The sequence below is a fragment of the Nocardioides alcanivorans genome (assembly GCF_021555175.1).
GTDB lineage: Bacteria > Actinomycetota > Actinomycetes > Propionibacteriales > Nocardioidaceae > Nocardioides > Nocardioides alcanivorans.
The window spans coordinates 30506-43683 of sequence record NZ_JAKGRW010000043.1; the positions used below are offsets into that span (position 1 = coordinate 30506).

16 protein-coding genes and 1 tRNA gene are annotated in these 13178 nt (G+C 67.4%); 14 read left to right on the top strand and 3 right to left on the bottom strand.

What is annotated here, in order from left to right; genetic code table 11:
* Nucleotides 1-127 precede the first annotated feature (127 nt).
* Nucleotides 128-286, bottom strand: coding sequence for a DUF5679 domain-containing protein (locus tag L1066_RS18645; protein WP_181407747.1), 159 nt, complete (start codon nucleotides 284-286; stop codon nucleotides 128-130).
* A 214-nt stretch (nucleotides 287-500) separates the two neighbouring features.
* Between L1066_RS18645 and L1066_RS18650 the strand changes: the two genes are divergently transcribed.
* The 3 genes from L1066_RS18650 to L1066_RS18660 all read left to right on the top strand — a co-directional run bounded on the left by L1066_RS18650 (nucleotide 501) and on the right by L1066_RS18660 (nucleotide 3072).
* Nucleotides 501-1295, top strand: a complete 795-nt coding sequence (locus tag L1066_RS18650; protein WP_235737705.1) for an enoyl-CoA hydratase/isomerase family protein — start codon at nucleotides 501-503, stop codon at nucleotides 1293-1295.
* A 216-nt stretch (nucleotides 1296-1511) separates the two neighbouring features.
* Nucleotides 1512-2543: a PHP domain-containing protein gene (locus L1066_RS18655; RefSeq protein ID WP_235737706.1), complete on the top strand. Its 1032-nt coding sequence runs from the start codon at nucleotides 1512-1514 to the stop codon at nucleotides 2541-2543.
* Between the two features lie 10 nt (nucleotides 2544-2553).
* Nucleotides 2554-3072, top strand: a complete 519-nt coding sequence (locus L1066_RS18660) for a M48 metallopeptidase family protein (RefSeq protein ID WP_235737707.1) — start codon at nucleotides 2554-2556, stop codon at nucleotides 3070-3072.
* On the opposite strand, the gene L1066_RS18665 is transcribed toward L1066_RS18660, so the two are convergent.
* Nucleotides 3018-3614 (bottom strand): NUDIX hydrolase, encoded by a 597-nt coding sequence (locus L1066_RS18665; RefSeq protein WP_235737708.1) that lies wholly within the window; start codon nucleotides 3612-3614, stop codon nucleotides 3018-3020. The genes L1066_RS18660 and L1066_RS18665 overlap by 55 nt on opposite strands.
* Nucleotides 3611-4672, bottom strand: coding sequence for a zinc-dependent metalloprotease (locus tag L1066_RS18670; protein ID WP_235737709.1), 1062 nt, complete (start codon nucleotides 4670-4672; stop codon nucleotides 3611-3613). The genes L1066_RS18665 and L1066_RS18670 overlap by 4 nt, the downstream gene beginning before the upstream one ends.
* 319 nt (nucleotides 4673-4991) lie before the next feature.
* On the opposite strand from L1066_RS18670, the gene L1066_RS18675 reads away from it, so the two are divergent.
* The 11 genes from L1066_RS18675 (at nucleotide 4992) to L1066_RS18725 (ending at nucleotide 12919) form a co-directional block, all read left to right on the top strand.
* Nucleotides 4992-5423, top strand: a complete 432-nt coding sequence (locus L1066_RS18675) for a molybdenum cofactor biosynthesis protein MoaE (protein WP_235737710.1) — start codon at nucleotides 4992-4994, stop codon at nucleotides 5421-5423.
* 65 nt (nucleotides 5424-5488) lie between these two features.
* Nucleotides 5489-5749 carry a hypothetical protein gene (locus tag L1066_RS18680; RefSeq protein ID WP_235737711.1) on the top strand — a complete coding sequence of 87 codons (261 nt, stop codon included), beginning with the start codon at nucleotides 5489-5491 and terminating at the stop codon, nucleotides 5747-5749.
* Nucleotides 5750-5793: 44 nt separating this feature from the next.
* Complete coding sequence (locus tag L1066_RS18685; RefSeq protein WP_235737712.1) at nucleotides 5794-6405, top strand: PDZ domain-containing protein; 612 nt, start codon at nucleotides 5794-5796, stop codon at nucleotides 6403-6405.
* Nucleotides 6402-6845: a S16 family serine protease gene (locus tag L1066_RS18690; protein WP_235737713.1), complete on the top strand. Its 444-nt coding sequence runs from the start codon at nucleotides 6402-6404 to the stop codon at nucleotides 6843-6845. The genes L1066_RS18685 and L1066_RS18690 overlap by 4 nt, the downstream gene beginning before the upstream one ends.
* A 54-nt stretch (nucleotides 6846-6899) precedes the next feature.
* Nucleotides 6900-7439 carry a PPA1309 family protein gene (locus L1066_RS18695; protein WP_235737714.1) on the top strand — a complete coding sequence of 180 codons (540 nt, stop codon included), beginning with the start codon at nucleotides 6900-6902 and terminating at the stop codon, nucleotides 7437-7439.
* Nucleotides 7436-10423, top strand: coding sequence for a UPF0182 family membrane protein (locus L1066_RS18700; RefSeq protein ID WP_235737715.1), 2988 nt, complete (start codon nucleotides 7436-7438; stop codon nucleotides 10421-10423). Before L1066_RS18695 ends, L1066_RS18700 begins: the two co-directional genes overlap by 4 nt.
* Before the next feature lie 93 nt (nucleotides 10424-10516).
* Nucleotides 10517-10593 (top strand) — tRNA-Met (locus L1066_RS18705).
* A 178-nt stretch (nucleotides 10594-10771) separates the two neighbouring features.
* Nucleotides 10772-11002 (top strand): helix-turn-helix transcriptional regulator, encoded by a 231-nt coding sequence (locus L1066_RS18710; protein ID WP_235737716.1) that lies wholly within the window; start codon nucleotides 10772-10774, stop codon nucleotides 11000-11002.
* A gap of 6 nt (nucleotides 11003-11008) precedes the next feature.
* Nucleotides 11009-12205, top strand: a complete 1197-nt coding sequence (locus L1066_RS18715) for a tyrosine-type recombinase/integrase (RefSeq protein ID WP_235737717.1) — start codon at nucleotides 11009-11011, stop codon at nucleotides 12203-12205.
* On the top strand, nucleotides 12202-12612 hold the full coding sequence (locus tag L1066_RS18720; RefSeq protein ID WP_235737718.1) for a type II toxin-antitoxin system RelE/ParE family toxin: 411 nt from the start codon (nucleotides 12202-12204) through the stop codon (nucleotides 12610-12612). Before L1066_RS18715 ends, L1066_RS18720 begins: the two co-directional genes overlap by 4 nt.
* Nucleotide 12613: 1 nt before the next feature.
* On the top strand, nucleotides 12614-12919 hold the full coding sequence (locus L1066_RS18725) for a helix-turn-helix domain-containing protein (protein WP_235737719.1): 306 nt from the start codon (nucleotides 12614-12616) through the stop codon (nucleotides 12917-12919).
* Nucleotides 12920-13178 lie beyond the last annotated feature (259 nt).

The following is a 13178-nucleotide window of genomic DNA, read 5'->3' on the forward strand; positions in this document are numbered from 1 at the left end:
GCGCACGAGCCAAGCACACGAGCCTCACCGGCGGCGTACGTTCTCCACAGGGGTTGAGGGACAGGGAGGAAAATGCACGACGGCGACCCCCGAAGGGATCGCCGTCGAAACAGGTTCTGTGCGGGGCTCAGGCCTTGCCCAGGATCCGGTTCAGGTTGGTGCCACACTCGGGGCAGACGGCCTTCGCCATCCGGGTGCCCTTGTCGTTGACCTTCACCTCACCGGTGGCCTCACGCTTGGCCTTGCACTTCACGCAGTAGAACTCACCGCTCCAGGTCTCCGCCATGACGGCCTCCTTGTTTTCGTACGTCAATGTTTCTGGGTCGTCGCGACGGGGGTGTGGGGGAAGCCCGCCGGGGTCCGGGGACATGCGAACACACCGTCCGAACCATGAAAACCCTACGTCACGCCTGAGCCTGAGCGTGGGCGCCACCCGGCACGGCGCGTCGCAGTGCCCGGCGCCGGGGCTTCCGGTCGGCTCCGGACTACGCTCCGGAGCCATGAGCGAAGAGCTGATCCACCTCCGCATCGAGCGCCCCGAGCCCGCAGTCGCGGTGCTCACGCTCGATGATCCGGACCGCCGCAACGTGATGTCCGACGAGATGACCGCCTCCTGGGTACGGGCCGTGAGCGACCTGAAACGCGACCGCGATCTGCGGGCCGTCGTGGTCACCGGTGCAGGCTCTGCCTTCTGCGCCGGAGGCGACCTGTCGTGGTTGGCTGCCGAACCGGACGCCAGTGTCGATCAGCTGCGTGGTCGGATGCTCCCCTTCTATCGCGCGTGGCTGACGATCCGGGAGCTCGAGGTGCCGACCCTGGCAGCCATCAATGGGCCGGCCGTCGGTGCTGGCCTCTGCATCGCCATGGCCTGCGACATCCGCTGGATGGCGGAGGAGGCACGAGTCAGTGCCCCGTTCGTGAAACTCGGGCTGCACCCCGGCATGGCGTCGTCATGGCTGTTTCCCGACGTGGTCGGGCAGGCGGCCGCGCGCGACCTGCTGCTCACCGGGCGGGCGGTCGGCTCGCAGGAGGCGCTGCGGATGGGCTTGGTGTCTCGGGTGGTTCCCGGTGAGGAGCTGGTCGCCGAGGTGGTCGCTGCTGCTGCCGAGATCGCGGGCAGTGCCCCGATCGCGACCAGGCTGACCAAGCAGGGGCTGGCCTCCCCACAACCTGACATCGAAGCCGCACTGCGCTGGGAGGCGGTGGCGCAACCCGTCACGATGGCGACGACCGACTTGCTGGAGGGCATCGCGGCGGCGAAGGAGCGGCGTACGCCCCGGTTCACCGGGAAATGAGAGGAGAGGCCCCAGGTCACGGTCACCAGCACTTGCCTTCCCCTTGCGAGCGTGGTGACTTCTCCGCCGAAGCGGGAGACCGGGGGCCTCTTCTGCACAAAACCTAGGCGGTCAGGTCGAGGTGGTCAACGTCGGGTCCACTCCGGCCTGTGCACAACGTGTGGACAAACCTGTGGGCAAATGGGGCAGAGTTGTGGATGACGAGGGGAGAGACGCATGTCGGAGCAGCTGTTGGGGCCGGTAGCGGCCCTGCGCCGCATCGCGTTCCTCCTTGAGCGGGGCCGCGAGGACACCTACAAGGTGAAGGCGTTCCGTGCGGCTGCTGCGACACTCATCCCGCTCAAGGAGGCGGAGGTGGTCGCACGCGTCGAGGACGGCACCCTGACCGAGTTGCCCGGCGTGGGAGCCTCCACGGCGAAGGTCGTGGCGGCGGCGGTACGTGGCGAGATCCCGGAACGGTTGGCCCAACTCGAGGAGCGGTACGCCGGCCCGCTGGTCCCCGGGGGACGCGCACTCCGGGCGGCGCTGCGAGGAGACCTGCACTCGCACTCCGACTGGAGCGACGGCGGCTCGCCGATCGAGGAGATGGCCTTCACCGCGATCGAGCTGGGCCACGACTACCAGGTGCTCACGGACCACTCACCCCGGCTCAAGGTGGCTCGGGGGCTGAGCGCGGAGCGTCTGGCCCGACAGCTCGACGTGGTGGATGCGGTCAACGACCATCTCGGTGAAGGCTTCCGGCTGCTCAAGGGAATCGAGGTGGACATCCTCGACGACGGGAGCCTCGACCAGACCGAGGAGATGCTCGACAGGCTCGAGGTGCGGGTGGCGAGCGTGCACTCCAAGTTGGCGATGGAACCCGACGCGATGACCCGCCGGATGGTGGCTGCGGTGCGCAACCGGCACACCAACGTGCTCGGCCACTGCACCGGTCGACTGGTGGCCGGTGGGCGGGGGACCAGGGCCCAGTCGCGCTTCGACGCCCGGGCCGTCTTCACCGCATGCGCCGAGGAAGGGGTGGCCGTCGAGATCAACTCCCGACCTGAGCGGCGGGACCCGCCGACGAAGCTGCTGGAGCTCGCGCGCGACCTCGGTTGCCTCTTCTCGATCGACAGCGACGCCCACGCCCCGGGGCAGCTGGACTTCCTCGACCACGGGTGCGAGCGGGCCGAGGCGGCAGGCATCGAACCCGACCGGATCGTCAACACCTGGCGGGTGGAGCGCTTGCTGGCATGGGCGAACCGATAGTTTGAAGTGCATGGGCAGTCCCAAGGTGGAGGTCAGGCGGTCGTCGCGCCGACGCCGTACGGTCTCGGCCTATCGCGAGGGCGACACCGTCGTGGTGCTCATCCCGGCCACGATGTCGAAGAAGGCCGAGCAGGAGTGGGTCGCCACGATGGTCCAGCGCCTGGAGCGGCGTGAGCGCAAGCGCAAGCCGCCCGACGAGGCGTTGCTGGCCCGCGCGCTCGACCTGTCCGACCGTTATCTGGGCGGACTCGCCGATCCGGAGTCGGTGCGCTGGGTCGACAACCAGAACGCGCGTTGGGGTTCGTGCACGCCGGGGGACAAGACCATCCGCATCTCCTCCCGGCTCAAGGGGATGCCCCTGTGGGTGCTCGACTACGTGGTGCTCCACGAGATCACGCACCTGCTCGAGCCCAGCCACGACGAGAAGTTCTGGGCGTGGGTCAACGCCTATCCCAAGGCGGAACGTGCCAAGGGCTATCTGGAGGGCTGGTCGGCCGCGCGCGAGGAGGAGCCGACCGACGCCGACTGAACGCGTCGCCGGGCGTGGTCGATGAGGTCGAGCATCTCGTCGCCGAGCTCGGGCAGCGCGGCCAGTGGCCACCAGCGGACGTCGAGGGACTCCTCGCTCGCCCGGTGGGCGGTGGTGGCGGGAACCGTGGCGACGAAACGCACGTCGAGGTGGCGGACGGGCCCGCGCGGATCACAGAAGTCGACGGTGTGGATGTCCATGTGCACGGGAGTCTCGTCGAAGCGGAGCATCTCGGCCGGCAGACCGGACTCCTCCAGCGCCTCACGCCTGGCCACCGCGGCGAGCGTGACGTCGCCTTCCTCGCAGTGCCCACCGAAAGCGAACCAGCGCCGGGCCTTGCCGTGCAGGTTGAGCAGCACGTGCTCCGCGTCGTCGGAGAGCACGATCGTGCCGGCAGTCAGGTGGTCGGGGAAGCAGGTGCGCCACACGCCCGTGGGGTGCGTGCCCAGATGGGTCGCGATCTCGGCGCGCAGCGCCTCCTGACGCTGGCCCGGGGCGGTCCAACCCGCGACCACGGCCAAGGCGTCGGCGTGCAGGCTCATTCGGCCGCGGGGCCGTCGTCGGGCTTCTCGCCGTCGAGGAGCTGGCGCAGGGCGGCGTCGAAGTCCTCGTCGGAGATCTCGCTGGGCAGCTCCTGACCCTCACGGAAGCCGAGCGGGTCGTCGAGGTCGGCCGCGGTGGGCAGCAGGTCGGGGTGCAACCACACCGTGTCGCGGGCCTCCACACCCTGGCGGGACCGCAACGAGCCCCACAGCGTGGCGGCGTCGCGGAGCCGTCGCGGGCGCAGCTCCAGGCCGACCAGGGCCGAGAACGTCTCCTCGGCGGGTCCGCCGGCAGCGCGGCGGCGACGTACGGCCTCCTGCAGCTTGGTGGCGCTGGGCATCCGCTCGGCGGCGGCCTGACTGACCACCTCGTCGACCCAGCCCTCGACAAGGGCGAGCGTGGTCTCCAGCTGTTGCAGCGCGGCCTCCTGAGCGGGGGTGCGCTTGGGCTCGAAGAGGCCTCCGGCGAGGGCGTCCTGGAGGGCCTGTGGGTCGGCCGGATTGATCGACGAGAGCTGCTCCTCGATGCCGGCGGTGTCGATGCTGATGCCGGCGCCGTAGCTGGCCACGGCCGACATCAGGTGCTCACGCAGCCACGGCACGTGGGCGAAGAGACGCTGGTGGGCCGCCTCGCGCAGGGCGAGGTGGAGCAGCACGTCGTCGTAGGAGACGTCGAGGCCGTCGGCAAAGGCACGTACGTTGGTGGGCACCAGCGCGGCGCGGCCGTCGGGGCCGAGGGGAAGGCCGATGTCGGAGGCGGTCAGCACTTCGCTGGCCAGTCCGCCGAGGGCCTGACCGACCTGCTGGCCGAACATCGCACCGCCCAACTGGGAGAGCATGCCGATGAGCGGTCCGGCCATGGCCTTGGCCTCCTCGGGCATCGCCTGCCCCATGGCGCCGACGACGTGTTCGGCCACCGGCTCCACGAGCACCTGCCAGCGCTCCTTCGTGGACTCCAGCCACTCCGCGCGGCTCCAGGCCGCGGTGCTGGTGACCCCGGAGTCGAACTCGGTGACCTCATCGAGCCAGAGATCGGCGAGGTGCACGGCGTCGGCCACCTGGCTGGTGTCGCGCTCGGAGGGGAGGGATCCTTCTGCTGGGCGATGACCTGGCGGGCCAGGTCACCGGCCATCGTCCAGTTCACGGCGCCGTCGTGTGGCGCCATCATCTGCTGCATCTGGCGCATGATTGCGTTGAGGTCCGGCATCTGGCCGCCCCCGAAGAGCCCCTCGAAGGGGTGCCCCGGAACGGGTTCTCCGGCTGGTCGCCCGGCTTGTCGTCCATGCTCCAAAGTTACTCGCTGCGGACAACCGCTGCCGAGCCCGGATCGCTGATGGATGGGCCGGGGAGGCCGCGGCGGGCAGTAGGGTCTGCGGCATGGCCATCCCTGAGTCCCGCGTGCGGCATGCCGCGATCAGTGAGGCACCCCTCTCCGTCGACGAGGTGCTGGGTGCGCTCGACGACCCGACCTCGGGGGGACTGGTGCTCTTCGTGGGTCGGGTCCGCGACCACGACAACGGCTCCGGAGTGACCGGTCTGGAGTACGCCGCCCATCCCAGCGCCTCCGACAAGCTTGCGGAGGTGTGCGCCTCCGTCGCCGAGGAGTACGACGTGCAGGTCGCCGCGGTGCACCGGGTCGGCAGTCTCGCCATCGGGGACGCCGCCGTCCTCGTCGCCACGTGCTCGGCCCACCGTGGGTCGTCCTTCGATGCCTCGCGTGCCCTCATCGATCGTCTGAAGGCCGAGGTGCCGATCTGGAAGCACCAGCTCTTCACCGACGGCACCGAGGAGTGGGTCGGGGCGCCCTGAGCGTTCGGGCGTCCGTGGGTGTGTCCGACCCGGATGGGTGGGTGTCGGGTGGCACCCTTGGTTCCGTGGAGATCCTCTGGTGGCTGGCCCCGTCCGTCGTGGTGACGGTGCTCGCCATGGTCTGGGTGGGATGGCTGGGTCGCGACGGCCGCGGCGAGGTGGATCGTGACGTGGCTGCTGAGCGAATGGCGAAGGCGTTGCGCGCCGAGCACCAGGGTCTCCGGCAGGCGTCGCCGCGGCTCAACCGGCGTCCCGACCGCAGCAGCGGCGTCGCTGCGCGAGCGCCTCGGGCGAACGCGTCGGGTGAGGAACGGCGTACCGCCTGACGGGTGGTGGGTGGGCTCTTGTCCCACAATGAGAGGCTTTCGTCATGAGTCGGCGAACTCTTGCCACGGTGATTGCGGTGCCCCTGATGGTGGGGTTGTGGCTGGGGGCTGCGCTCGTACCGGTGCCCTACGTCACGAGCAGGCCGGGCATCACGGTCGATGTGCTCGCGGAGAACGGGGGCACGGAGATCATCCAGGTCGACGGGCACCGCACCTACTACGACGGTGGAGAGTTGCGGATGACCACCGTCGCCTCCGACCGTGCCGAGGACCGGGTGAGCATCTTCTCGGCACTGAGGGCCTGGATCTCCGACGACGAGTCGGTGCAGCCGCACGACGTGGTCTACAGCGATGGCGAGACCAATGAGGACAACAAGATCCGCTCCCACCTCGACATGACGACGTCGCAGGACGTGGCCCTGGCCGTGGCGCTGACCGAGCTCGGCTACGACCTGAAGACCGCCGTGAAGGTGGCCGGACTGACACCGGGCTCGCCTTCCGAGGGTGTGCTGGAGGAAGGCGACCGGATCCTCAAGGTCGACGACGTGGCCATCGACGGCGTCCAGACCCTCCTCGACGTGCTCGGCAAGGCCGAGGTGGGCACCCCGCTGGAGATCCGGGTCAGCCGAGGGGCGAGAAGGTCGACCTCGAGGTGACGCCGACGAAGGACCCCGACTCGGACCGCGCGGTCATCGGCATCTATCCCGGCACCAGTTACGTCTTCCCGTTCCAGGTCAGCATCGGGATCGACCCCAACATCGGCGGCCCGAGCGCCGGGCTGATGTTCTCGCTGGCCATCTATGACACGCTCACGCCCGGCCCGTTGACCGGGGAACGGTCGGTCGCCGGCACGGGCACCATCGACGCCGATGGCAACGTCGGTTCGATCGGTGGCATCCAGCAGAAGATCGCCGGTGCGCGTGACGCGGGATCCGAGCTCTTCCTCGTCCCGGCCGACAACTGTGCCGATGCCGAGGGTGCGCCGAACGGCAGCATGCGGCTGGCGAAGGTGTCCACCTTCGAGGATGCCCGGGCAGCGATCGAGACATTTGCCGCTGACAAGAATGCCAAGCTGCCGACGTGCAGCGGGAAGTGACGACGTGACGGACGAGATGCAGGAGATGGACCTCCCCGAGCCGGGGAGGACGCGATGGACCCGGCACTGGCGGCAGCCGTGCTGGAGGTGGAGAACTTCGTTGCGCAGGAGGGGTGGGACCGTCCTTCGCGGGTGTTCGCACTCGTGCCGACCGCGACCCTGGTGGCGGCAGAGCCCGACCTGGCCCACGCGATGGGCCTTGACGAGGCCAGCGCCGAGGGATCCTTCACGCCCGTCGAGCAGGAACTCGATGCCGACCGACCGGTCGAGGAGCAACTGGCCACCATGATGTGGCCCGACAGCGTCGCCGGTTGTGCCGTCACCGTCGAACGACTGGTGCTCCCGCCCAGCGCCGACGCCGGCATCCCCGATGACCCGATGGCTGCGCAGGAGTACGCCGCCGCCCACCCCGAGCGCCAGGAGGTGCGGATCGTTGCCGGTGTGACCCGGGAACGGGCGACCTACTGTGCGCTCCGCTTGCGCGCACACGATGACGACCAATCGGTCGTCGGCAGCCTCGACCTGGTGCCTGAACTGCTGGAATTGCTGCACGTCACCTTCGAGGGTGACGACGAGGAGGACCCCCGTCCATGAGCAACTTGTTTGACGAGGAGCCGGAGCAGCCGGCGCGGCAGAAGCCGCCGCCGCGCCGCCCCAAGGCACTGTGGATCACGCTCGGCATCATGGTGGCGCTGTTCTTGGCGTTCACCGGTGTCACGGCGCTGTGGACCGAACGACTCTGGTTCGGATCCGTGGGCTACGAGAGCGTCTTCACGACGCTGCTGCGCACCCGGATCATGCTCTTCTTGATCTTCGGCCTGCTGATGGCCGCGGTGATCGCGCTCAACCTGGCGTTGGCCTTCCGGTTCCGGCCGATGTTCCGGCCGGCGTCGCAGGAGCAGATCAACCTCGACCGCTACCGCCTGGCGATCACGCCCATCCGGGTGTGGTTGACCGTCGGCATCTCGTTGGTGATCGGTGCCTTCGCCGGCACCACCGCCTCCGGCCGCTGGCGTGACTACCAGCTGTGGCGCAACGGATCGGACTTCGGCACGAAGGACCCGTACTTCGACAGGGACATCGGCTTCTACATCTTCGACCTGCCGTGGTTCCACTTCATCGTGGACTTCACGATGGCGATGCTGCTGCTGTCGCTCATCGCGGCAGCCCTGGTGCACTACGTCTTCGGTGGTATCCGCCTGCAGTCGCGCGGTGACCGCCTCTCCGGGGCGGCCGCCGTACAGCTCTCGGTGCTGCTGGGCCTCTTCGTGCTGGTGAAGGCTGCCGACTACTGGCTCGACCGCTTCGACCTCATGAACGGTGGCGGTGGGCTGCACAGCGGCATGGGCTACACCGACGACCACGCGGTGCTGCCAGCCAAGAACATCTTGATGTTCATCGCGATCATCTGCGCGGTGCTCTTCTTCGCCAACGTCGTACGCCGCACGTGGTTGCTGCCCGGCGTGGGCCTGAGCCTGCTCGTGCTCTCCTCGATCCTGCTCGGCCTGATCTGGCCGACGATCGTCCAGCAGTTCCAGGTCGACCCGTCGCAGGCGTCGAAGGAGGAGCCCTACCTGCAGAAGAACATCGATGCCACGCGGTTGGCCTATGACATCGAGGACGCCCTGATCGAGGACTACGCGGGCGACACCTCGCTCAGCAAGGCGGAGCAGAACCAGGAGGTCACCAACGTCTCCGGTGTCCGCCTCGTCGACCCTGCCGTCGTCCGCGCCACCTTCGAACAGCGCCAGCAGGTGAAGGGCTACTACACGGTCCCGGACGTGCTCGACGTGGGCCGCTACGAGATCAACGGTCAGCAACGTGACGTGGTGATCGGCGTGCGCGAGCTCAACCAGGACGGCCTGCCCGACGGCAGCAAGAACTGGTCGAACCTCCACACCGTCTACACCCACGGCTACGGCGTCATCGCGGCCTACGGCAACCAGCAGGATGCCGACGGCAACGACGCGGCCGGCACCGACAACCTCGCGTGGGCCGAGCAGAACCTTCCGCCCGAGGGTGACATCACCGACCTCTATGCCCCTGACGGCTACCGCGGACAGATCTACTTCGGTGAGAAGAGCCCCGAGTACTCGATCGTCGGCAAGGGGAAGGACGGCGACCGTGACGTGGAGCTCGACCTCCCCGACGACACCGAGACCAGCAGCAGCGTGACCAACACCTACGCGGGTGAGTCCGGTGTGGGCGTAGGGAGCACGTGGCGCAAGCTCATGTATGCGTGGAAGTTCGGGGAGCCCAGCATCGTGCTCTCCAACCGGGTCAACGAGAACTCGAAGATCCTCTACGACCGCAACCCGCGGCAGATGGTCGAGAAGGTCGCACCGTGGCTCACGGTCGACTCAGACCCGTTCCCGGCGGTGGTCGACGGCAAGATCGTGTGGATCCTCGACGGCTTCACCACCAGCGACAAGTATCCCCAGGCGGAGCGGGGGTCCTTCGAGACGATGACCAACGACGCGCTCGGCACGAGCAACGAGTTCCAGACGCTGCCGACCGACGAGATCAACTACATCCGCAACGCGGTGAAGGCCACGGTCGACGCCTACGACGGCACCGTCACGCTCTACGAGTGGGACGAGGAGGACCCGCTCCTCAAGGCCTGGCGCAGTGTCTTCCCCGGCACGGTGAAGGACAAGGAAGACATCCCCGAGGGCGTCCTGGAGCACATGCGCTACCCCGAGGACCTCTTCAAGGTGCAGCGCTACCAGCTGGCGTCGTACCACGTGGAGGACGCGAAGGACTTCTACGAGGGCAATGCTCGCTGGGAGGTGCCGGAGGACCCGAACGTCAAGGGCACCTACCAGCCGCCGTACCGCCTGAGCGTGCGTACGCCGAGCGGGGGAGCGGACCCGATCTACTCCCTGACCTCGGTCTACGTGCCCTACCAGCGTGAGAACCTGGCTGCGTTCGTCTCCGTGGACGCTGATGCGTCGCAGGACGACTACGGCACCTTCCGGGTGCTGCAACTGCCGGGCACGTCGCAGGTCGACGGGCCCGGTCAGATGGCCAACAAGTTCAACACCAACCAGGTCATCCAAACCACGTTGGAGCCGCTGACGCGCAACGACAACCTCCGGGTCATCAAGGGCAACCTGCTCACGCTGCCCGTCGGCGAGGGGCTGCTCTACGTGCAGCCCATCTATTCGGTGCAGCGCAACGTCAGTGCCGCCAACTTCCCGGTCCTGCAGTACGTGACGGTGGCCTTCGGCACCAAGTACGCCATCGGTACGACGATCGCGGAGGCGGTCGCCGACGTCCTCGCCCTGGAGGACGGCGAGACCGGCGCGACCGACGAGGCGCCGCCTGCAACGGGCGACGACGAGGGCGAGGAGGGCACCACCGGCGAGAACCCGGAGACGGGCGAGCCGCTCAAGGGCTCGGTGGCTAACCGGATCCGGACGCTCCTCGAGCGAGCCGACACGAAGTTCACCCAGGCCAACGAGGCGCTGCAGGCAGGCGACCTCGGCGCCTACGCCGACCGCACCAAGGAGGCCGAGGAGCTCGTCTCCCAGGCTCTCGAGTTGGCGACCGACAAGAACTCGACGGCCACGGACTGAGCACTGATCGAGGGCGGGTGATCGGAGTCACTCCGGTCGCCCGCCTTTCGATTTGGGTTTTCGGCTCAACCCCCGTAATGTTCTGTTCACCGACGCGGGGTGGAGCAGCTCGGTAGCTCGCTGGGCTCATAACCCAGAGGTCGCAGGTTCAAATCCTGCCCCCGCTACCAGATCAGCCCGGGATTCAGTGCGAATCCCGGGCTGAAAGCATTTGAGAATTGATCACCCCTCCGGAAACCCTCCGTTTTGCCCCTCTTCTAGGCGCGTCGGTCGACAGGCCCTCCGGGTGGCCCCCGCACACTCCGGTTGCCACCGACCGTTGCGGGCCGCCCTGCGCACCTGATGTGCATGAAGACCGACACGAACCCGCTGAGTGGACTCGATCCGCTCCTGAGCATCGACGAACTGTCCGAGTACCTCGGTGTCTCGATCAAGACGATCTACGAGTGGCGCCAGAACGGTCGCGGGCCCGTCGGGATCCGCATGGGTCGCCATCTGAAGTTCGCGGTGTCGGACGTGCGTGCTTGGTTAGACAACCGGCGCGAGTCCCAGCCCGGACGGCCGGTGGAGCGGGGGTGAGGTCACATGGCTAGGCCCCGAACTCCCATCGGTACGTACGGCGACATTGAGTTCACCGCCCTGCCGAACGGCACCATCCGCGCTCGCACGCGATTTCGTGACCATGACGGTCAAGTCCGCCGGGTCGAGGCGAGCGCCGCCACACGCAAGCTCGCCGAGCACCGGCTCAAGGAGAAGCTGACGCAACGCTCAGGATCCAGTCGTGGACTTGGCGAACTGACGCCCGACAGCTCCTTTGCTCGCTTGATCGAGGTCTGGCTCGGAGACCTGGACCTGGAAGGAAAGATCGCCCCCAGCACGAGAGCGCTCTACGAGCGCAACATGCGCCAGTTGGTGCTGCCCGCGTTTGAGCACTTCGCACTCCGTGAGATCACGGTCAGCCGTGTCGACCAGTTCATCAAAACTCTGGCGACGACCAAGAGCTACAGCACTGCAAAGCAGGCAAGGACCGTGCTGAGTCTCGCGCTCGGCTTGGCCGTGCGTTACGAAGCGATGGTGAAGAACCCAGTGCGAGACACGGTCCGCCTCCGTAAGCCGCCGTCGCAGGCGATGGCATTGACTGTGGCCCAGGTAGAAGCCATCCGTGGCGCGGTGCGGGGATGGCGGCGGGGCTCGGGCGTCCCCGGTCCGCCCCCAGATGGACAGTTGGAGCGGATCATTGAGGTGATGCTCGGAACCTCGGCCCGGATCGGTGAAGTCCTCGCCATCCGCAAATGCGATGTTGACGTGACGGGCTCACCAGCCACAGTGCGAATATGCGGGACGATCGTGTCGCCCAAAGGCCGGGCAACGCATCGACAGCCTCACCCCAAGACGATGAAGTCGATGCGCACGGTTTCCGTGCCCAGCTTCACTGCTGAGGTTCTCCGAGAGCGCCTGGTCAAGATCGCTTCGGAGGACCCTGAGCATCTGATCTTCTTCACACGCAATGGCACGCCGCTTACGACGAACAACGTGCGACGCAGGTTGAGAGCGGTCTTGTCGGGAGCGGGCATCGAGGGCGTCACGCCACACTCGTTCCGTCGGACAGTCGCCACCATGCTCGACCGCGCGGGCGGGGCGGATCTCGCGTCCGAGATGCTCGGTCACACGTCGTCGGAGATCACCAAGGCGCACTACATCGAGCCTGACGAGAAGGTGAACCCGATAACTGCCGAGATCCTTGAGGCATTGGCTCCACGGGTGAGGGAGGCGGACCAGTGAATGACGACCGTCATACCCTTTCCCGTGTAGAAGGAAAAGGGTATCCTTGGGTTGTTGGCCTGGGGCTGATCGAGGACTGGCTCAAGGCGGCAGACGACGACACCTACGACCAGATCATCGCGGCGATCCGGATCCTGGCCACCGTTGGCCCGGGACTAGGAAGACCGCTGGTGGACACCATCGTGGGATCGCGACACAACAACATGAAGGAACTGCGGCCAGGTTCGTCAGGACGGAGCGAGGTGCGGATCTTGTTCGCCTTCGACCCGAAGCGGCACGCGATCATGCTCTTGGCTGGAGACAAGCAAGGGCGCTGGGACAAGTGGTACCGCAAGAACATCCCAGTCGCTGATGACCGGTACGACGCGCACCTGGCGCGAGTGAAGAAGCAGAAGGGCGGGAACTGAGATGGGCAAGACGTTGGATGACCTGCTCGCAGAGCGGCCGGGCAACCCAGAGGTGCAGGAAGCCCACATGAAGCGGATGCTCGCCGAGGTCCGTGCCTACAAGCTCCGTGAGCTACGCGAGATGATGGCCCTCACTCAGACTGACGTCGCTGAGACGCTCTCGGTCAGCCAGAAACGAGTCTCGGAGATCGAGCGTGGCCAGGTCGACTTCACCAAGGTCGACACCCTGCGCCGCTACGCCGACGCACTCGGCGGCAGCCTCAAGGTGGAGGTCACCGTGGGGGATGAGACCTACCAGATCGCCTGACCCTCGCCCGCGCTCAGAGCGACAACTCTGAGCGCGGTTGCGGCCCCTGGCGTTGGCCCGTCTCGACGCTCTGGGTGAAGGACGCGCGTGAGCGTGCTGAACCAACCGGAACCCGCGGCTCATCAGGTTTGGGCGTCAGACGGGTCTTGGCCGTGGCCAACACCGGGGCACCTGGAGGTACGTCGAGAGGAATGTGGCGGGATCGCTGTTGCTTAACCCGGATCCACCGATGAACTTGGTCTGGTGAGCGCGCCGTAAA